The 17,263-nt window shown below is 44.3% G+C and carries 19 protein-coding genes; 14 read left to right on the forward strand and 5 right to left on the reverse strand.

Annotation, left to right across the window (positions count from 1 at the left end; translation table 11 throughout):
• Positions 1-4 precede the first annotated feature (4 nt).
• Positions 5-388 carry a 50S ribosomal protein L17 gene (gene rplQ, locus FFM74_RS01625; protein ID WP_137624885.1) on the forward strand — a complete coding sequence of 128 codons (384 nt, stop codon included), beginning with the start codon at positions 5-7 and terminating at the stop codon, positions 386-388.
• A gap of 1,193 nt (positions 389-1,581) precedes the next feature.
• On the opposite strand, the gene FFM74_RS01630 is transcribed toward rplQ, so the two are convergent.
• The 4 genes from FFM74_RS01630 to FFM74_RS01645 form a co-directional block, all read right to left on the reverse strand.
• Positions 1,582-2,571, reverse strand: coding sequence for a polyprenyl synthetase family protein (locus FFM74_RS01630; RefSeq protein ID WP_137624886.1), 990 nt, complete (start codon positions 2,569-2,571; stop codon positions 1,582-1,584).
• A 7-nt stretch (positions 2,572-2,578) separates the two neighbouring features.
• Positions 2,579-3,139: a Gx transporter family protein gene (locus tag FFM74_RS01635; protein WP_137624887.1), complete on the reverse strand. Its 561-nt coding sequence runs from the start codon at positions 3,137-3,139 to the stop codon at positions 2,579-2,581.
• Positions 3,140-3,146: 7 nt separating this feature from the next.
• Positions 3,147-3,638 (reverse strand): NusG domain II-containing protein, encoded by a 492-nt coding sequence (locus FFM74_RS01640; protein WP_137624888.1) that lies wholly within the window; start codon positions 3,636-3,638, stop codon positions 3,147-3,149.
• 93 nt (positions 3,639-3,731) lie between these two features.
• Positions 3,732-5,600, reverse strand: a complete 1,869-nt coding sequence (locus FFM74_RS01645) for an NAD(P)/FAD-dependent oxidoreductase (protein ID WP_137624889.1) — start codon at positions 5,598-5,600, stop codon at positions 3,732-3,734.
• 284 nt (positions 5,601-5,884) lie between these two features.
• On the opposite strand from FFM74_RS01645, the gene pplA reads away from it, so the two are divergent.
• The 10 genes from pplA (at position 5,885) to FFM74_RS13810 (ending at position 13,728) form a co-directional block, all read left to right on the forward strand.
• Positions 5,885-6,769 (forward strand): extracellular electron transfer flavoprotein PplA, encoded by an 885-nt coding sequence (gene pplA / locus FFM74_RS01650; protein ID WP_137624890.1) that lies wholly within the window; start codon positions 5,885-5,887, stop codon positions 6,767-6,769.
• A 156-nt stretch (positions 6,770-6,925) separates the two neighbouring features.
• Positions 6,926-8,035 (forward strand): FAD:protein FMN transferase, encoded by a 1,110-nt coding sequence (locus tag FFM74_RS01655; RefSeq protein WP_137624891.1) that lies wholly within the window; start codon positions 6,926-6,928, stop codon positions 8,033-8,035.
• Positions 8,036-8,103: 68 nt separating this feature from the next.
• Positions 8,104-8,946 carry an energy-coupling factor ABC transporter ATP-binding protein gene (locus tag FFM74_RS01660; protein WP_137624892.1) on the forward strand — a complete coding sequence of 281 codons (843 nt, stop codon included), beginning with the start codon at positions 8,104-8,106 and terminating at the stop codon, positions 8,944-8,946.
• Positions 8,922-9,809, forward strand: a complete 888-nt coding sequence (locus tag FFM74_RS01665) for an energy-coupling factor ABC transporter ATP-binding protein (protein WP_137624893.1) — start codon at positions 8,922-8,924, stop codon at positions 9,807-9,809. The genes FFM74_RS01660 and FFM74_RS01665 overlap by 25 nt, the downstream gene beginning before the upstream one ends.
• Complete coding sequence (locus FFM74_RS01670) at positions 9,799-10,599, forward strand: energy-coupling factor transporter transmembrane component T family protein (RefSeq protein ID WP_137624894.1); 801 nt, start codon at positions 9,799-9,801, stop codon at positions 10,597-10,599. Before FFM74_RS01665 ends, FFM74_RS01670 begins: the two co-directional genes overlap by 11 nt.
• Before the next feature lie 54 nt (positions 10,600-10,653).
• A complete protein-coding gene (gene truA / locus FFM74_RS01675; RefSeq protein ID WP_137624895.1) occupies positions 10,654-11,439 on the forward strand; it encodes a tRNA pseudouridine(38-40) synthase TruA in 786 nt (261 codons plus the stop codon).
• Positions 11,440-11,546: 107 nt separating this feature from the next.
• Complete coding sequence (rplM, locus tag FFM74_RS01680) at positions 11,547-11,990, forward strand: 50S ribosomal protein L13 (protein WP_137606020.1); 444 nt, start codon at positions 11,547-11,549, stop codon at positions 11,988-11,990.
• A gap of 13 nt (positions 11,991-12,003) precedes the next feature.
• A complete protein-coding gene (gene rpsI, locus FFM74_RS01685) occupies positions 12,004-12,396 on the forward strand; it encodes a 30S ribosomal protein S9 (protein ID WP_137624896.1) in 393 nt (130 codons plus the stop codon).
• A gap of 253 nt (positions 12,397-12,649) precedes the next feature.
• Positions 12,650-13,108, forward strand: coding sequence for an acyltransferase (locus FFM74_RS13805; RefSeq protein ID WP_171000619.1), 459 nt, complete (start codon positions 12,650-12,652; stop codon positions 13,106-13,108).
• Positions 13,109-13,116: 8 nt separating this feature from the next.
• Positions 13,117-13,728, forward strand: coding sequence for an acyltransferase family protein (locus FFM74_RS13810; RefSeq protein WP_263405146.1), 612 nt, complete (start codon positions 13,117-13,119; stop codon positions 13,726-13,728).
• Positions 13,729-14,002: 274 nt separating this feature from the next.
• Here FFM74_RS13810 and FFM74_RS01700 read toward each other — a convergent pair whose 3' ends face one another.
• Positions 14,003-14,431 (reverse strand): hypothetical protein, encoded by a 429-nt coding sequence (locus FFM74_RS01700; protein ID WP_137624899.1) that lies wholly within the window; start codon positions 14,429-14,431, stop codon positions 14,003-14,005.
• A 232-nt stretch (positions 14,432-14,663) separates the two neighbouring features.
• Here FFM74_RS01700 and FFM74_RS01705 point away from each other — a divergent pair, with 232 nt between their 5' ends.
• From FFM74_RS01705 to FFM74_RS01715, 3 genes are read left to right on the forward strand one after another with little or no spacing between them, the layout of a single operon-like run.
• Complete coding sequence (locus FFM74_RS01705) at positions 14,664-15,407, forward strand: metal ABC transporter ATP-binding protein (protein ID WP_137624900.1); 744 nt, start codon at positions 14,664-14,666, stop codon at positions 15,405-15,407.
• Entirely contained in the window at positions 15,404-16,264 is an 861-nt protein-coding gene (locus FFM74_RS01710) for a metal ABC transporter permease (protein WP_137624901.1), read from the forward strand. Before FFM74_RS01705 ends, FFM74_RS01710 begins: the two co-directional genes overlap by 4 nt.
• Positions 16,261-17,205, forward strand: coding sequence for a metal ABC transporter solute-binding protein, Zn/Mn family (locus tag FFM74_RS01715; RefSeq protein WP_137624902.1), 945 nt, complete (start codon positions 16,261-16,263; stop codon positions 17,203-17,205). Before FFM74_RS01710 ends, FFM74_RS01715 begins: the two co-directional genes overlap by 4 nt.
• The last annotated feature ends 58 nt before the right edge of the window (positions 17,206-17,263 follow it).

A 17,263-nucleotide genomic window follows, 5' to 3' on the forward strand; every position in this document is an offset into this window, starting at 1 on the left:
GTTCATGGGTTACCGTAAATTACAACGTACAAGTTCACAACGTCGTGCCTTACTTCGTGATTTAACAAGTGCATTAATCGTAAACGGCCGTATCGAAACAACCGAAGCTCGCGCTAAGGAAGTTCGTTCAACGACTGATAAGATGATTTCATTAGCTAAGAAGGGCGATTTACATGCTCGTCGTCAAGCTGCTACTTTCATTCGCGATATTGTTGCTGATGTTAAAGAAGAAGAAGACAACGTCACTGTACAAACTGCATTGCAAAAGCTATTTAGTGACTTAGGTCCTAAGTATGCTGACCGCAACGGTGGTTACACACGAATTTACAAGACTATGCCTCGTCGTGGCGATGCCGCACAAATGGTTGTCTTGGAACTTGTTGACTAATTAAATTGTTTTACGGATCACTGGGATTGATGGTTGACGAACGCTATGATGTTGGTTACTGCAACAAGTAACTTTAGTCTAGTTCGGAAGTTGTTTATGTTAAACATAGATGGCATATCGCAATCTTAAGTGATTTTTTTTGGCGCAAGCCGACAAAGGTCCAATTCCGACAGTTAACTAACTAACGGAATTGGGCCTTTTTTGTGTTTTCTGAAAGATGCAAATCGTGAGAGACTCCAGCCATGTGAGCCACCAGCTCATACGCATTAACAGCTGTTACTTCCGGTTGGGACTGATCACATGCGGTCGTGGGACCGGTCCAAGCCAGGCACGTCTTGGACCTCGCCCGAAACCCTTGCAAGAAGTGCAAGTATCCTGGTCCGTTCGTGGGGGTGGGGTAACGTCGGCAAAATATGACCGATGAAAAGTGTCGCTTCCGGGCGTCGCTGATTACATGCGGACGAGGGACCAGGCCAAGCCTGAGGAGCGGTCTTGGCCTTCGCCTGGAATGGTTGCAAAAATCGCAACTATCCCGGACCGTCCGTTCCGTAAGATCGGCAAAAGACGCCGCTCTAACGGAACTTTCACGTCCGATGCAATCAGCGGCACCCTCCAACTAGGTTAATAGTTATAAAGATAAAAGGATTTGGTTCTCAAAAATAATGCCGGTGCCATATCAGAAATATTTTGAACTTTCTTGGATGTTTTCATTAATTGACTGAGTGCTGACCACGAGCTTAGGTCTGGGAGAGACTGTTGTTGATGTAGTCCGGTTCACGCTACTTTTTGTATTTGTGACCTTTAGGCTAATTGAGAACTGATATTTGCGAGTAAGTCTCACTGTCTCAATAACCAGCCCAAATGGATTAATTAAAAGCTATCCCAAGCTTAGCAGAATCAGGCAGAAACGTTGTGCTGTGTCCGTAAGATTGGCCGGCGTTCTTGGACGCCTAATCTTACGGAACGATTCAAAGACGTGGGTTATCGGCTTTGAATCGAAGTTCCAGACCGCACTGTGGCTGGGACAGTCCCACATGGCACAACGTTTCTGCCTGACGAAGGGATCATCACAAGTTTAGATTAGGCGCGACTGTTGATGACATGATTTTTTTGCATGTGACTTTTAGTTTTCCAGATAATCGTAAAAGAAAAGTGCCACGATTAGCGAATAATCATGGCACTTCTGTGAGTGGCTAGTTATGTCGCGTCAATAATTGTTGTGTGAGCCGGATCAAATCGGCACGTGCAGGCACATCTGGGAGTTTCTGCAGGAGCTTTAGCGCGTCATTAGTGTATTTGCTAGCTAAGGCCTGAGCCTGAGTCACACCACCAGCGTCAATGACAAGCTGCTGGACACGTTCCAGATCGTTCTGGCTAATATTACCTTGTTGCCGTAACAGTGGCAGTAACTCCCGACGAGCGCTCGTGTGCAGAGCAAAGATGAGTGGTGACGTGTAAACGCCCTCCGCAACATCTTCTAAGATCGGTTTACCAATTTCATGGCTGGTTTCTTGATAATCAAGAATATCATCCAAGATTTGGAAGGCCATCCCAATTGCCATGCCGGCTTTTTGGGCACGCGCAGCGAACAGTTGAATGTTGCCGGATTCATAGGCCCCTAAGAAACAACTTAAGGCGAACAACTCAGCGGTTTTCCCTTGAATCTGTTCCTGGTATTGGCTCATGGTGATATCAATCCGATAATGTCGATCGGTTTGTTGAACTTCACCCACGAGAATCTTTTCCATTTTGGCTGAATTAAGTTGAATGCTCTTAAAACTGCTTGAATAGTGGGACAGGATTTTGAAGACGACGACGAAGAGGTAATCGCCGGCGTAGACTGCCACGTCCTTACCGAATTGTGCTTGAATACTAGTCGCATGACGGCGCAACTTGGCATCATCAATAATATCATCATGAATCAACGTTGCCGTGTGCAGCGTCTCTAACGATGCTGCGAGCGCAATCATGCGCTGGCGATCGGTATCTTTAAATTGTGAGAAAAGCAGACAGTAGGCCGGACGTAACAACTTGCCGCCGCTATGAATCATTTCTAATATCGCATCGGTAATGGCAGTATCTGAAATATTGATATTGTCGTTCATCAAACGCATGACTTGTTTCAGTTCTGGCTGTAAGGCGGGATAATCGCGCCATAGTGGATGTAACTGCGTTGCTTGCATGGACGCGTTACTCCTTTCTTGATTTTTCATGATTAAAGCGTAAATAGCTTAAAATAGTTACGTGCGTGAACAGATAGTTGGCCGCGATCCCCAATGCGCCACCCGCCGCTAAGCCGATAATTGACAGCACCGGCAGATAGAGCATCACGGTCCAAGTTTGGGCAATCAAACTGGCGACTAACAATTGACCAACGTTATGCATCACGCCACCAGTGGCAGAAATGCCAATTAGACTCACGCGTTTAGGCCCGAGCTGCTTGACCAAAATCATTGAGAACAAGCTCAGAAAGGCACCGCCAAAACTGTATAAGAACGTGGAGAGCGTCCCACCAAGTAACGCCGTCAAGATGAGCCGTAACCAGGTGAGGGTAATGACGTCACGAAACGACAAGGTGAAAATTGCCACGATCGTAATCAGATTGGCTAACCCTAACTTAGCCCCTGGCGCGAAGGCGAACGGAAACGGAATCATCCGTTCCAGAATACCGATAATAACGCCTTGTGCGACGAGTAGCGAAATATAAATATTACGATGGGTTTTATTTGTTTGTTCATACGAATTATTCACTGATTTTTTACTCCGTGACCAGTCCATTGCCACCGGACTGGACGTGACCGGTACTGGACTTAATTTCAACTAAGAGTTTATGTGGCAAACAAACAATCGTTTGCCCGGGTTTATGAATCCATCCGCGTCGGACACAGACTTGGTCAGAACAGTTGGCGTCAGTAATTGCCACCCGTTTTGGTTCAAAGGTGACACGATTATAGTCTCCGTGGGAATCACGGTAAGTATAATGTGTCGTCTTCGTCAGGGTCGTTAGATTGACCCGTTTGAGGACTTTGCCGTCATGTGAGACGACCGCAGTCAAACTGTGTTGGCGCTTCTGGGCCGTCTTTTTGGCCACCTGAGCTTCACGAATAGCTTGTTGCCGCTGCTGATAAGAAAAAATTGCCAGTGGGGCAAAGGATAAAATAAGTAAGCCGACAATGATGACAATGTCGAATGGCCGAATCATATCGCCGTAGCGTTTGAATACTCGCCATGTTGCGCGCAATCGTTTCATTGCCGAACCTCCATTTTAGATTGAATAAAAAATGGTTCAAGGTAAAAGCTACCCTTGAACCATCGGGAAACTATTTAATTAATTATAACGCATCTAGCGGGTTTTGACAGCATCGTAATGTGAGCTGACATTACCATACCACCAGTGGCCGAGATGTTTTTGCATCCACGGAACGACCCAGAAGTCTAAGCCAAATGTCCGGCCGGAACCATTCATTAAAGCTAAGGCAGCGAAGATCATCCATAAGTTGACCCAGTAGAACATCCCTGACAAGCAGAAGACAACCACTAAGCCAATGGTGATGGCATTAGCTAACCAAGTGAAGAGGCCGAAGAAGATACATAAAGCAACGGCGATTTCCACACAAGTCATCAATTTCTGGAAGAAGAAGGCCATTTGCATGTTTGGAATGAAGACTTTCGTCACTGATTCGAACCAAGTTGGCATCTTGTCAAAGACGAGCAATGGGTCTTTACCATACATGTAAGACAAACTAAAGATCCCTTTAGCTGCCTTAGTGGTTGATTCACTAGCACCACTAGTTGCAGAAACTTGTAACCAAGAGAAGGAAGTTAAACGTAATTTGTCAACAAACCACGATTCCTTACCTTGAACCTTAGTCCAGCAATCCCACAGCCACATCGCGCCGTAGAAGAACCGAAGCGGTACACTCCACAAAACGTTACCCATCCGAGAGGTCCAACCGCGGAAAACGTTACGACGGTTGCGAGTCCGGAAGAATTCGTGCATGAAGTACTGGAATAAATAATAGCCAGAGAAAATTTGAACATAATAGAGCCAGTTGATCGCGTGCTTTAACAAGACCGCGATGAAACCAGAAACATTCCAGTTATCCAGTACTTGGGCAACGGCGTATTTAGAACCAATCGAGTCCACAGAAGCTTGATAAGCGCCATGGAACGGTTTGATTTCCTTATCAACATGATCAATGTTCTTGATAATTCCTTGAACGGCGGTAGCAGCCGTTTCTTCGGCACCTTGAACAATTTGTGGGACTGGCCGTGGTTGGCCGGGTTCTTGATAGCTTGTGGAGTCACCAGCCAAGAAGACGTTTTTAGCATCTTTAGCTTGCATGAATTCATTTGCAATCAAACGACCACCACGAGGGTTGGTTTCCATCCCAAAGTTCTTAACGACACTGTTGGCACGAACCCCAGCAGTCCAAATCAAGGTATAGGTCGGAATGGCATCCTTTTCTTTCAAGGTCACATGATCTTCAAAGACTTCCGTAATCATGGAATTGGTCATAATATCAACGCCATGTTTCGTCATGTACTTCGCTGCTTTACCAGCTTGCGTCCGATTTAACATGTTGATGATCGTTGGAGCCGCTTCCACTAATTGAATGGTGATTTCACTAGGGTCAAGCTTGTTGTCCTTAGCTAACACATCTCGATATTCAATTAATTCACCAACTAATTCGGAACCGGTAAACCCGGAACCACAGACGGTCAAAGTCAACATGGCTTTGCGTTTAGCTGGATCAAGTTCAGCCGCACCGCGACGGATGATATCGGCTAAATGAGCACGTAAGGCCATCGCTTGTTCGAATGACCATAACTCAAAGCCGTGTTCTTTAACTCCGGGTGTCCCGAAGTCATTGGATTCGCCACCTAAACTAATTAACAGTTGATCGTATTGATAACTGCCGTGTTCAGTCGTGACGGTTTGTTTGTCCTTGTCGACTCCCGTAACTGTGTCAGTGACGAGGCGGACGTTCTTGCGACGAGAGAATAGCCGTTGCAAATCGTATTGGATATGCTCTGGTTCAACTCGTTCTGTCGCAACTTCATGTAATTCGGTCATATACGTGAAGTACGAATGCCGGTCAATCAACGTGATTTCGACGTCGGCATTTTTCTTGAAATGCTTGGCCAATTTCTTTGTTGCGTAGACACCGGCAAAACCCGCGCCGACAACGACAATATTTTTCTTTGCCATTGCGTAACAACTCCCTTGAATAAATAATGTAAAAAAATAATAATTCCACTTACAATTATATAAGTAATGTAAACGTTTGTCTATGAATTATTGATTAGAATGCATAATTAATCACATTATGCTCAGCTGGAATTTTTGCGTTATAATAAAAGTATAGTAAAGCGCAACCAATGTGATAGTTATCGCATTTAATACTAATATTTTTATAATTCATATTGACTATGCTGATAATTAACGTTAAGATTAATGTGAATTTTCATACAAAAAGGTTAGGAGTGGGAAATATGAAGTTGAAGTCAGTTATTACAAGTGCATCAGTTGTTGCTATTTCAGCAATGGCATTCTCAGGTATTGGGGGCAGTTTCACAAGTTTAAATGCCTCAGCTAAGACAGCTAAGTTAACCGCCGGTAAAAAGATGAAAGCGGGTACTTACAAACTCGAAGAAAAGAACTACTCACATGGTTACAAGACTAAGTTTAGTATTACCGTTAACAAGAAAGGTAAGATTACTAAGTCAAACTATGACCAAGTTAACAAGAAGGGCAAGTCAAAGGTTGATGACGCTTCATACAACAAACAGATGAAGAAAGTTTCAAAGACCAATCCTAAGACTTACGAACCTAAGTTGAACAAGGCCTTAGAAGGCGCGGCTGCTACTGGTAACGTGGGGACTATTGACGTTGTTTCTGGTGCAACTGAATCATCAAAGACTTTCCAAAACTACGCACAACAATTAGTTCAAGCTGCACAAGCCGGCAAGAAGAGCACCATCAAGATTAACAATGGCGCTAAGATGAAAGACGGCACTTACAAATTGAACGAAAAGAACTACTCACATGGTTACAAGGTTACCTTCTCAATGACTGTTAAGGATAACAAGATCACCGCATCAAACTATGATCAAGTTAACAAGAATGGCAAGTCTAAGACTAAGGATGCTTCATACAACAAGCAAATGAAGAAGATTGCTAAGACTGATCCTAAGACTTATACACCTGCTTTGAACAAGTCATTGGTTAAGAACAGTGACCCAACTAAGGTTGACGTTGTGACTGGTGCTACTGAATCATCCAATACCTTCGTATTGTATGCTGAACAACTTCAAAACGCTGCTCAAAATGGCAACACTAAGACAATCACAGTTGACAACATGGTCTTCTCTGACTAGCACTTATTACATTTAATTATTTTTTAGAGGCTTGAGGCGTATCTGTCTCAGGCCTTTTGTTTTCATTCAATGCCCGTTGCCCCACCGAAAATGACGGTCAACGGTGTGAAACTTTGGTATAATAACGATTGAAAATATTTAAGGGGAAGTCACATTATGAAACTGAGAAAATGGATTCAGTTAGGATTGATTGTCGCATTGGTCGTGCCATTGACGGCCTGTGGTCAAAACAAGGCTAGCAAGCAGGCGAATAGTCGGCCTAAACCAACGAAAGTGGTGCAAACGCCGAGCGAAGATACGCAATTTATGATGGGAACCGTCGTAACCTTACGTGTTTATAATAAGGGTAAAGACAAGGTCGTCGATGGCGCCTTCAAGCTTTTGAAAAAGGAAGCTAAGGAAGTTACGACGAACGCCAAGGGTTCTGAAATCGACAAAGTTAACAATGCTGCGGGGGAACATCCCGTGGTTGTCAGCAAAGATGTCTATCCAATTTTAAAAAAGGCTTACTACTATAGTAAGAACTCCAATGAGTCCTTTGATATGGCAATTGGGTCAATTACCCAGCTTTGGCGGATTGGTTTTTCGGACGCGCGGGTACCTAGTCAGTCGGAAATTGACACCAACGTTAAGTTAGTTGACTATACTAAGGTGAAGCTAAACGATAAGAAGCATTCGGTTTACTTAGAGAAGAAAGGCATGCAATTGGATCTTGGTGGTATCGCCAAAGGTTACATGACTGATCAAGTTCGAAATTACTTCCTAAATCACGGTGTTTCCACGGCTATTATTGACTTAGGTGGGAATATTTACGTGATGGGTGACAGCCCTAAAGGGACTAAATCCGGCAATTGGACTGTCGGGATTCAAGATCCTAAGCAATCGCGGGGGACTTCAATTGGGTCATTACCAGCGAAAAACATGTCAATCGTGACCTCTGGGATTTATGAACGTTTCCTGAGAAAAAATGGGAAAGTCTACAGTCACTTAATGGACCCTAAGACCGGTGCGCCATTCCAGAACAATTTAATGGGTGTGTCGATTGTTTCGAAACAGTCAACGGATGGTGACGGGTTATCGACCGCCACTTTTGATAAAGGGTTAAAAGACGGCATGAAATATATTAACGGTAAAGCCGACGAAGGCGTTGGAGCCATCTTTATCACTAAAGATAAAAAAGTTTACGTGTCGAATAATTTGAAGAAAAAGTTCTCGCTATTTAGTGATACGGGCTATTCGTATGGACCAGCGAGTGATTTGAAATAGTTTAAGTTATCGTCGCGGTTGAATGTGATATGATTAGAACCATAAAATTATGGAAATGAGGGACGACGGTGAGTCAGATTATTGACGTTGCACATTTAAATTATCGTTACCCGCAACAGTCGGCGGATGACTTAACGTTAAAAGATATATCGTTTTCGGTGGCGGATGGCGAATGGGTGGCAATTGTCGGCCATAACGGCTCCGGTAAATCCACGTTGGCGAAAAATATCAATGGGTTATTGGCCCCCGTTTCCGGAACGGTGACGGTGGATGGTCAAGTCTTATCCGAAAAGACCGTCTGGGATATTCGTAAAAAGATCGGCATGGTCTTTCAAAATCCTGACAATCAATTTGTCGGAGCAACGGTCGAAGATGATGTGGCTTTCAGCTTGGAAAACCAAGGGGTGCCGCGCGATGAGATGTTGACGCGGGTTCATGATGCCTTGGCACAAGTTAGTATGGCCGAATTTGCGACTCGTGAACCGGCGCGCTTATCAGGTGGGCAAAAGCAACGGGTCGCCTTAGCCGGGATGATTGCGGCCCGACCACGAATTCTCATTTTGGATGAGGCCACGTCGATGCTTGATCCGCAAGGCCGTTACGAAGTGCTACAAACGATTCAGCAGATGAAGGCCAGCTCAGATTTGACGGTATTATCCATCACACATGATATTGATGAGGCTGCGAGTGCCAATCGGGTGTTAGTGGTTAATGATGGGCAATTAGTTGAAGAAGGGCAACCGGCTGAGATTTTTCAGCACGGGCCAGCTTTGATTAAAATGGGACTCGATATGCCGTACGCTGAGCGACTGAAGGCCGCATTAAAACGCCAAGGCGTTCAAGTTCCAGCTGAATACTTAACGGAGAAAGGGATGGCAGACTGGTTATGGCAATTGATTTCAAACAAGTAGATTTTACTTACCAACCGGGCACCCCTTTTGAAACGAAGGCGTTAACCGATATTAATGTGACCATTCCAGATGGGTCCTATACGGCACTGATTGGCCACACCGGTAGCGGTAAATCCACGTTATTACAACATTTGAATGCGTTACTTAAACCGACGAGTGGCACCGTGACCATTGGTGATCGAGTGATTACGCCGACTACCAGCAATAAAGATTTGAAATCATTGCGCCAACAAGTTGGGATCGTGTTTCAGTTTCCTGAAAACCAGTTATTTGAAGAAACGGTTGTGAAGGACATTGCCTTTGGCCCACAAAATTTTGGCGTTAATGAGGCGGATGCACTAAAAACTGCCGAAAAGATGTTGACCCTAGTTGGGTTAGATGACTCGCTATTAGAGCGGTCACCATTCGACCTTTCTGGCGGTCAAATGCGTCGCGTCGCAATCGCGGGCGTCCTAGCGATGCAGCCTAAAATTTTGGTGTTGGACGAACCCACTGCTGGCTTAGATCCTCAGGGACGGTTAGACATGATGGAGATGTTTGCGCGGTTACGGCAAGAGCAAAACCTCACGGTAGTCCTGGTGACCCATCAAATGGACGATGTTGCCAATTATGCGGATCATGTGATTGTGATGGACCAAGGGCGCGTCGTTAAGACGGGGACGCCACAAGAGATTTTTAAGGACCCAGCGTGGTTGGTTGACCATCAATTGGGATTACCAAAGACCACGGCATTTGCGCAACAATTAATGGCCAGGGGCTTGCACTTTGATCCGGTACCATTAACTGAAGACCAATTGGCGGCGGCTTTAGTCCAACAATTGCCAGCGACCGTGTTTGGGGGTGCTGAATCCCATGATGAATAAACTGATTTTTGGACGCTATATTCCAGGGGACTCGGTCATCCATCATATGGATCCTCGTGCGAAGTTATTACTGAGTTTTTATTTTATCGGAATTATTTTCATTGCGAATAATTGGCTCACTTATGTTATTTTATTTGCCTTCACCATACTGGCAATTAAGCTATCTGGGGTTAAATGGTCGTTTTTCATCAATGGCGTTAAGCCGTTGATCTGGCTAATTTTATTCACCGTGATTTTACAAGTGCTTTTTAGCGGTAGTGGTGGTCACGTTTACTTCAAATGGGGGATTATCACGATTAGCCAATTAGGGCTAGTCAACGGGATTTATATATTCTGTCGTTTCGTGTTGATCATTTTTATGTCGACACTCTTAACGTTAACGACCCCACCATTGGAATTATCCGATGCCATTGAATATATTTTGATGCCGTTAAAAGTTGTGCATTTTCCCGTCTATGAAGTTGCGCTGATGTTGTCCATTGCGTTGCGATTCGTGCCAACGCTAATGGATGAAACTGAAAAAATTATGAATGCGCAGCGAGCCCGTGGTGTCGATTTTGGTGAAGGTAATATCTTCCAGCAAATGCGGGCCATTGTGCCGTTGCTCATCCCATTATTTGTGAGTTCTTTCAATCGTGCCGAAGATTTGGCGACAGCGATGGAAGCACGTGGGTATCAGGGCGGTGAAGGTCGCAGTAAGTACCGAATTTTGAAATGGCAAGCACGTGACAGCTGGGCAACTGTCAGCTTTGTTGCTTTGACGATTGTGTTAGTGTTGTGTCGTGCATAAGGTTTTAAGGCGGGCAAGTTTGCCGCCTTTTTAGGTTAATGGAGGAATTTGTGAGTGGTTACGAGATATAAAATTACTTTGGCGTATGATGGCACTAATTTTGCCGGCTTTCAACGCCAACCCCACCAGCGGACCGTCGAGCAAGTGCTCACGAAAGCGGTCAATAAGATGGCTAAAGATCCCGACCAGCCGGTGATTATCTACGGTGCAGGGCGAACGGATGCCGGGGTGCATGCGTTTGGTCAAGTGGTCCATTTTGATTTGCCAACTGCCATCAATCCTGAAGGGGTCCGTCGCGGCCTGAATAGTTTGTTACCAGTAGATACGTTGGTGAAAAAAGTCGAGTGCGTGCCCCTTGATTTTCACGCCCGATATGATACAGTTGGTAAGCGTTATTGGTACCGGGCGTATCAAAATGAGTTCGTTGATCCGTTCTTGCGGAACTACACGGGCCATTTTAAGTTTACGGCCGATATTGAACGCATTCAGCGAGCCATTCCAGCTTTAGTTGGCAAACATGATTTCACGACCTTTGTGGCCTCAGGGTCGCAGGCACACGACCATGTGCGGGAGATTTATTCCGCCAAGGCTTGGGCGCTTGATGATGGTGAGATCCAGTTTGAATTTTGTGGCAGTGGTTTTTTATATAATCAGGTGCGTATCATGGTTGCCGTGCTCATGGAAATTGGGCAAGGTCGGCGTGAGGTTGACTGCATTCCGCAGTTGATTGCTGCCAAGAATCGGGCGCAAGCTCGGGGCACGGCGCCGGCATCTGGACTGTATATGAAAAAGGTGTATTATGACCAAGCTGAGTTACAGGCGGACTTAAAAACTTATTGACTTCTCGGGCTAAATTAGGTAAACTAATCGTTGGTATTGTTTGCCCCACGATAAGCCCCGGAAATCTTATTGAGTGTCAAGCAAAACAGAAAATGGAGGAACACAACGTGCGTACAACATATATGGCTAAACCAGGTGAAATTGATCGTAAATGGTATGTAGTTGATGCAACTGATCTACCTTTAGGTCGTTTATCAACTGTCGTTGCATCAATCTTACGTGGTAAGAACAAACCAACATTCACACCTAATGTGGATACTGGTGACAACGTAATTGTAATTAATGCAAGTAAGATTGCTTTAACTGGTAAGAAGGCAGAACGGAAGATTTATTATCACCATACTGCCTATGCTGGTGGTCTAAAGGAACGGACTGCCGGTGACTTCCGTGAAAAGGAACCCGAAAAATTAATTGAAACTTCAGTTAAGGGTATGCTTCCTCACAACTCTTTGGGTCATAAAATGGGCTTGAAGTTGCATGTTTATGCTGGTGCAGAACATACGCAACAAGCGCAAAAGCCTGAAGTTTTGGACATCACTAACTTAATCTAAGGAGGAAACTACATTGGCTCAAGTACAATATCGCGGCACAGGCCGTCGTAAAGATTCAGTCGCCCGCGTACGTTTAGTACCAGGTTCTGGTAAGATTGTTATGAATGATAAGTCTGTTGAAGACTATATTCCATTTGCAGATATTCGCAAGGAATTGTTACAACCATTCGAAGTAACTGAAACAACTGATCAATATGATGTTTTAGTTAACGTTATCGGTGGTGGGTTCCACGGCCAAGCCGGCGCAACTCGTCATGGTATCGCTCGGGCATTGCTTGAAGTTGACCCAGATTTCCGCGGTCCTTTGAAGCGCGCAGGTCTTTTGACTCGTGACGCTCGTATGAAGGAACGTAAGAAGCCAGGTTTGAAGAAAGCCCGGAAAGCTTCACAATTCTCAAAGCGTTAGTATTTTTAGAAAAAGCGTTGTTACATCAACATTTTCTGAATCCAAAAAGAGCACTCATCCATTTGGAGGGGTGCTTTTTTTTCGAGATGAAGTGCAAGGTATTAAGTGTTGATATGCGGGGAGCGTAAGGCACCGTAAATTTTAGTAATATAAATAGTGTTGATTTTGGAAATACACTTTTGATTTTTTGACCCTAGACAATACCATGGTTATTGTTTGCTGAGATTGTTAAATGTGGTCAGGTGGAGGAAAAATGAAGAATGTTGAATTAAGTGGGCGTAACGGGGTCAATCATCGAGTCATTTATCTCGATCTTATTCGAGTGATTGGCTGTCTGATGGTTGTTTTGACACATGTGACTGCAAAGATGATGGATTTTCCGGTCAAAAGTGCAATTTGGCCATTGGCAAATATTTTGAATGGGTGCACTCGTGCCGCAGTGCCACTATTTTTGATGATTAGTGGTGCACTGTTTTTAAATCCCAACAAAAATATAACCATACAAAAGATTATCAAAAAATATGTACCTAAACTTGGTGTGACCTTAATTTTATGGAATTGTATCTATGCATTAATCGAATGGGCCATTACACGAAATCTAGCGATAACGTTGCATACATTAATACTTGGTGCATTTCATTTATGGTTTCTTTACGTTACGATTGGTTGCTACCTGGTTGCTACCTGGTTGCACCACTACTTCGGCCGATAGTGACCAACATGAAATTAATGTGGTGGGCATTAGGTCTAGGTGGACTTTTCACAGTTTTGCCTGTTACCATACAGGAATTTTTGCGACCAGATAACGTGTTGCTGAGTTTAATTCATGCGTTCCAGGTTAATTTAATGTCGGGATTTGTATTTTATTTTGTGCTGGGATATGCATTGACGCAATTATCTATTAATACAGCAAAAATGTGGCTTGCAGGTGTGGGGGCATTTATCGGTACAGTCGTAATTATTATTGGGACTGAAAGCCAGTCCATAGTTGCAGGTCATTTGAATCAGGCATTTCAGGCTAATGTTAATTTATGGATTATGCTTCAAGCAAGCGGATTATTTTTAATTATTCGTGGGTTGAAACTAACAAAGTTATCAAAAACGCTTAAGCTAATTAGCGAACTTTCATTACCAATTTATTTAGTACATCCGATTTTTTTGGGTGCCATATTAAAACTTCACTTGCTTAAACCAGATGCACTACACTTGTTGGTGGCATATGTATTGGTATTTATGGGCGCTACGGTCTTTGCATGGTGTTATCAAGGTATTTTAAGATGGCTACGTAGCTATTTCAGGCCGACTGTTACCAGACAGTACAGTCAGGATTAGTTTCGACAATTTGTGACTTTTGTGATGAAATGAATATTTGAGAAAGAAGGCTGGGTGCTAATCATTTGGTATCAATGCCGAGTAATTGGTGCTCACCTTTATTTTCTGAATCCAAAAAGAGCACTCGTCCATTTGGGCGGGTGTTTTTTGTCGGCACAAATTTGTTGAAATGATTGCAAAGTCGGCAAAGTCTTACGTTTAATTGGTTTTACGTTGTTAACAATTAGCCCATTTTTTGCCCGATTGCGATGCTCGATGTCAAAACAACTGGCTATTAGTCGTCATTTTCAGCCGGTGGCAGCAAACGTTTTAACACAATTAAGTTAGCCGCTAGTAAACAGCCACAAATTAGTGCAGCCAGGCCGAGTTGTTGCAATAACTGCCAGCTCGGGTTGCTTGCAAACATCAAGACGGTCGCGTAACTCAAGGCCAGTAAAATGGCCAATAGGAGCGCGAGATTAGTAATGGTTGACCTCAGCACGGGTGCTGGTTGGGCTGTTGATAAATGAGGACGCTTACATTTAATCAACTGAATTAGGCCGCATTGGGCATAAGTAACGATCAAAATCAGCCACATGGGTTTCGTCCACGTGACACTGACGGCTAATCCCAGATAGACCAGACTGATTGTACCGATAAACCAACGATTAAATGATCCGAGAAATTCTTTCGAGCTGAGGACTTGTTTAAAATTAATTGGCATCGTCATATTCCTCCGAGGATTTTTTAACAGTCTATCAGAAAAAGGGTCGATGATGCCAAGATTTGCGAACGGAATCGCTGGTATTTTAGAAGTCGTGGAAAAGTTAGTGTAAGTTTAACCAGATTTTTAAATAAAGTTAGCAATACCTAACAATTATTTGCATGGACGTTAATTATCGGTTAGACTAGGAGTTAAGATGGTAAGTAACCGACAATCAACGGAGGGCTCAAAAATGTTAGACATTCAGAACCTGACCGTGGCTTACGATGACACACCAGTTTTAACTGATGTTGCCGTTCAGTTTAACGCCGGCAAAATCACTGGAATCATTGGACCCAACGGTGCGGGAAAATCAACCTTAATCAAGGCCATGCTTGGCCTGATTAGATCACAATCCGGAACGACGACTTATAATGGTCGCCCAATCAAACAATTTCAACGTCAATTGGCGTATGTTGAGCAACGTAAGGACTTAGACTTAACTTTTCCCATCACGGTCTTTGAAGTCGTTCTGACGGGAACCTATGGCCAATTGGGGCTATTTCGGCGGCCAGGGAAGCCTGAACGGGCTGCAAGCTTAGCCGCCTTAGACCAAGTCGGCCTGAGTGCGTTTGCCGACCGGCAGATTGGAAATCTATCTGGTGGTCAATTACAACGGGTCTTCGTGGCCCGGGCAATCGTGCAACAAGCAGAGATTATTATTTTAGATGAACCCTTTGTAGGTATCGACTTGCAAAGTGAAACGGCAATCATGGCGATTTTGAAGCAGTGGCGTGATGCGGGTAAAACGATTATTGTCGTTCACCATGACTTAAATAAGGTCTCATGTTACTTTGATGACTTGGTGATTTTAAATCATGGTATTGTTGACGCGGGTCCGGTGGCCAAAGTTTATCAGCCCGAAAATATTGCCAAAACGTTTAGTTCTGATCTGTCAAAAGTCTTGTTTACCGCGACGAAGGGGGTAGCCTTATGACCACGATTGCTAGTTTTATTGATGCCCTTGGCCGGTATGATTTTTTACAAAGTGCGTTAATTACCGCCATTATGGTTGGGGTCATGTCGGGGATTATTGGCTGTTTCATTATTTTGCGCGGGATGTCGATGATGGGGGATGCAATTTCTCATGCCGTTCTGCCAGGCGTCGCAGTTGCTTATATGTTAGGGCTGAATGTGTTGATTGGTGCCTCAGTTTTTGGTCTCCTGGCGGCCGGCCTGATTGGATTTGTGGCCAGTCATAGTAAATTAAAAACAGATACGTCAATTGGGATTGTGTTCTCGGCCTTTTATGCGTTAGGCTTTATCCTGATCTCATTAGCTGAGAGTGCCACGAATTTACATCATATTCTATTCGGAAATATTTTAGCCGTTAGTGATACGGATATTATGACGACGGTGGTTGTTCTGGGACTAGTGATCCTATTCGTAGTCTTTTTCTACAAAGAACTCTTAGTCACGTCCTTCGATGAAACCTTCGCGAAGACCTATGGCTTAAAAGTCCAATTGCTGCACTATGGCCTAATGCTCGTTTTAACGCTAGTGACGGTTTCGGCGTTGCAAACGGTTGGGATTATTTTAGTCGTCGCAATGTTAATTACACCTGCGGCCACGGCGTTCCTCTGGACGGAAAAGTTAGCGACGATGCTCATCTTGGCCGCCACGAATGGGGCAGTAGCGTCTGTGATTGGCTTGTACTTTAGTTATACTTTGAACTGGGCTTCGGGTCCGGCAATTGTGCTGATTGCAGCGATTATTTTTGGGATCTCATTCGTGATTTCGCCAAAACAAGCGCTGATCACCAATTTACGGCGGCCAAGGCGGGTGGCAGCATGAAGAAAAATCTCGTTGCTGTTTTAGCAGTCGTTGCTCTGATTACCGGGGTGGCAATGTTTTTACAACAGCGACAACAAGTTGAAGCTGAAATGGTCCGACGACCAGGAAAGTTGCGCGTCGTCAGCACGAATTCAATTTTGGATGATATGGTCAAGCAAGTTGGTGGCGACAAGGTTGAGGCGTACTCAATCGTGAAACGGGGAACTGATCCACATGAGTATGAGCCGCAACCGACCGACATTACTGCGACTGCGGATGCAGATGTGGTGTTCTATAATGGCTTACAATTGGAAACTGGTGGTAACGGCTGGTTCAAGAAATTGGTCAAGTCATCGAAAAAGACTTTTAATGAAGACGTCTTTGCGGCCAGTCAAGGCGTATCCGTTCGCTATTTAACGACCAATCGTCATGAACCTGACCCACATGCCTGGCTCGACTTGGCGAATGGTCAGCAATATGTCGCAACCATTAGTCAAGTTTTGGAGCAAAAAGATCCTGCTAATGCGGCGTTTTATCGGCGAAATGCCGAGGCCTATCAGTCGAAGTTACAAAAGTTGCATCAAAGTTCGCAGGCAAAATTTGCCAAGTTACCCGAGGCGCAACGATTGCTGGTGACTTCTGAAGGTGCCTTTAAATATTTTGCGGCGGCGTATCAGATTCAGGCCGCGTATATTTGGGAAGTTAATACGGAATCGCAGGGGACACCGGAACAGATGCAGGCCGTGATCAAAAAGATTCGCCAGGCCAATGTGAAAAATTTATTTGTTGAAACGTCGGTCTCGCCGAAGTCAATGCAGAAATTATCACAAGAAACGGAGCTGCCAATCAAGGCAACACTATATACGGATTCACTAGGTGCTGCTGGTTCAACTGGTGCGACCTATTATCAAATGATGCGCTGGAACCTGACACAAATTTATAACGGTTTAGCAGCATCATAAAGGGTGAAAAATCAAAATTGCTAGTAACTACTGCCATGTCAATGATTAAGGATATGAA

Source organism: Lactiplantibacillus pingfangensis, assembly GCF_005404945.1.
Taxonomy (GTDB): Bacteria; Bacillota; Bacilli; order Lactobacillales; family Lactobacillaceae; genus Lactiplantibacillus; species Lactiplantibacillus pingfangensis.

Excerpts from the sequence above, each read along its gene's own strand:
- FFM74_RS01705 (WP_137624900.1), top strand. The coding sequence starts at position 14,664 with ATGTTAGACATTCAGAACCTGACCGTGGCTTACGATGACACACCAGTT.
- pplA (WP_137624890.1), top strand. The coding sequence starts at position 5,885 with ATGAAGTTGAAGTCAGTTATTACAAGTGCATCAGTTGTTGCTATTTCA.
- rplQ (WP_137624885.1), top strand. The coding sequence starts at position 5 with ATGGGTTACCGTAAATTACAACGTACAAGTTCACAACGTCGTGCCTTA.
- FFM74_RS01645 (WP_137624889.1), bottom strand. The coding sequence starts at position 5,600 with ATGGCAAAGAAAAATATTGTCGTTGTCGGCGCGGGTTTTGCCGGTGTC.
- FFM74_RS01710 (WP_137624901.1), top strand. The coding sequence starts at position 15,404 with ATGACCACGATTGCTAGTTTTATTGATGCCCTTGGCCGGTATGATTTT.
- FFM74_RS01655 (WP_137624891.1), top strand. The coding sequence starts at position 6,926 with ATGAAACTGAGAAAATGGATTCAGTTAGGATTGATTGTCGCATTGGTC.
- FFM74_RS01670 (WP_137624894.1), top strand. The coding sequence starts at position 9,799 with ATGATGAATAAACTGATTTTTGGACGCTATATTCCAGGGGACTCGGTC.
- FFM74_RS13805 (WP_171000619.1), top strand. The coding sequence starts at position 12,650 with ATGAAGAATGTTGAATTAAGTGGGCGTAACGGGGTCAATCATCGAGTC.
- FFM74_RS01665 (WP_137624893.1), top strand. The coding sequence starts at position 8,922 with ATGGCAATTGATTTCAAACAAGTAGATTTTACTTACCAACCGGGCACC.
- FFM74_RS13810 (WP_263405146.1), top strand. The coding sequence starts at position 13,117 with ATGAAATTAATGTGGTGGGCATTAGGTCTAGGTGGACTTTTCACAGTT.
- FFM74_RS01640 (WP_137624888.1), bottom strand. The coding sequence starts at position 3,638 with ATGAAACGATTGCGCGCAACATGGCGAGTATTCAAACGCTACGGCGAT.
- FFM74_RS01715 (WP_137624902.1), top strand. The coding sequence starts at position 16,261 with ATGAAGAAAAATCTCGTTGCTGTTTTAGCAGTCGTTGCTCTGATTACC.
- FFM74_RS01630 (WP_137624886.1), bottom strand. The coding sequence starts at position 2,571 with ATGCAAGCAACGCAGTTACATCCACTATGGCGCGATTATCCCGCCTTA.
- FFM74_RS01700 (WP_137624899.1), bottom strand. The coding sequence starts at position 14,431 with ATGCCAATTAATTTTAAACAAGTCCTCAGCTCGAAAGAATTTCTCGGA.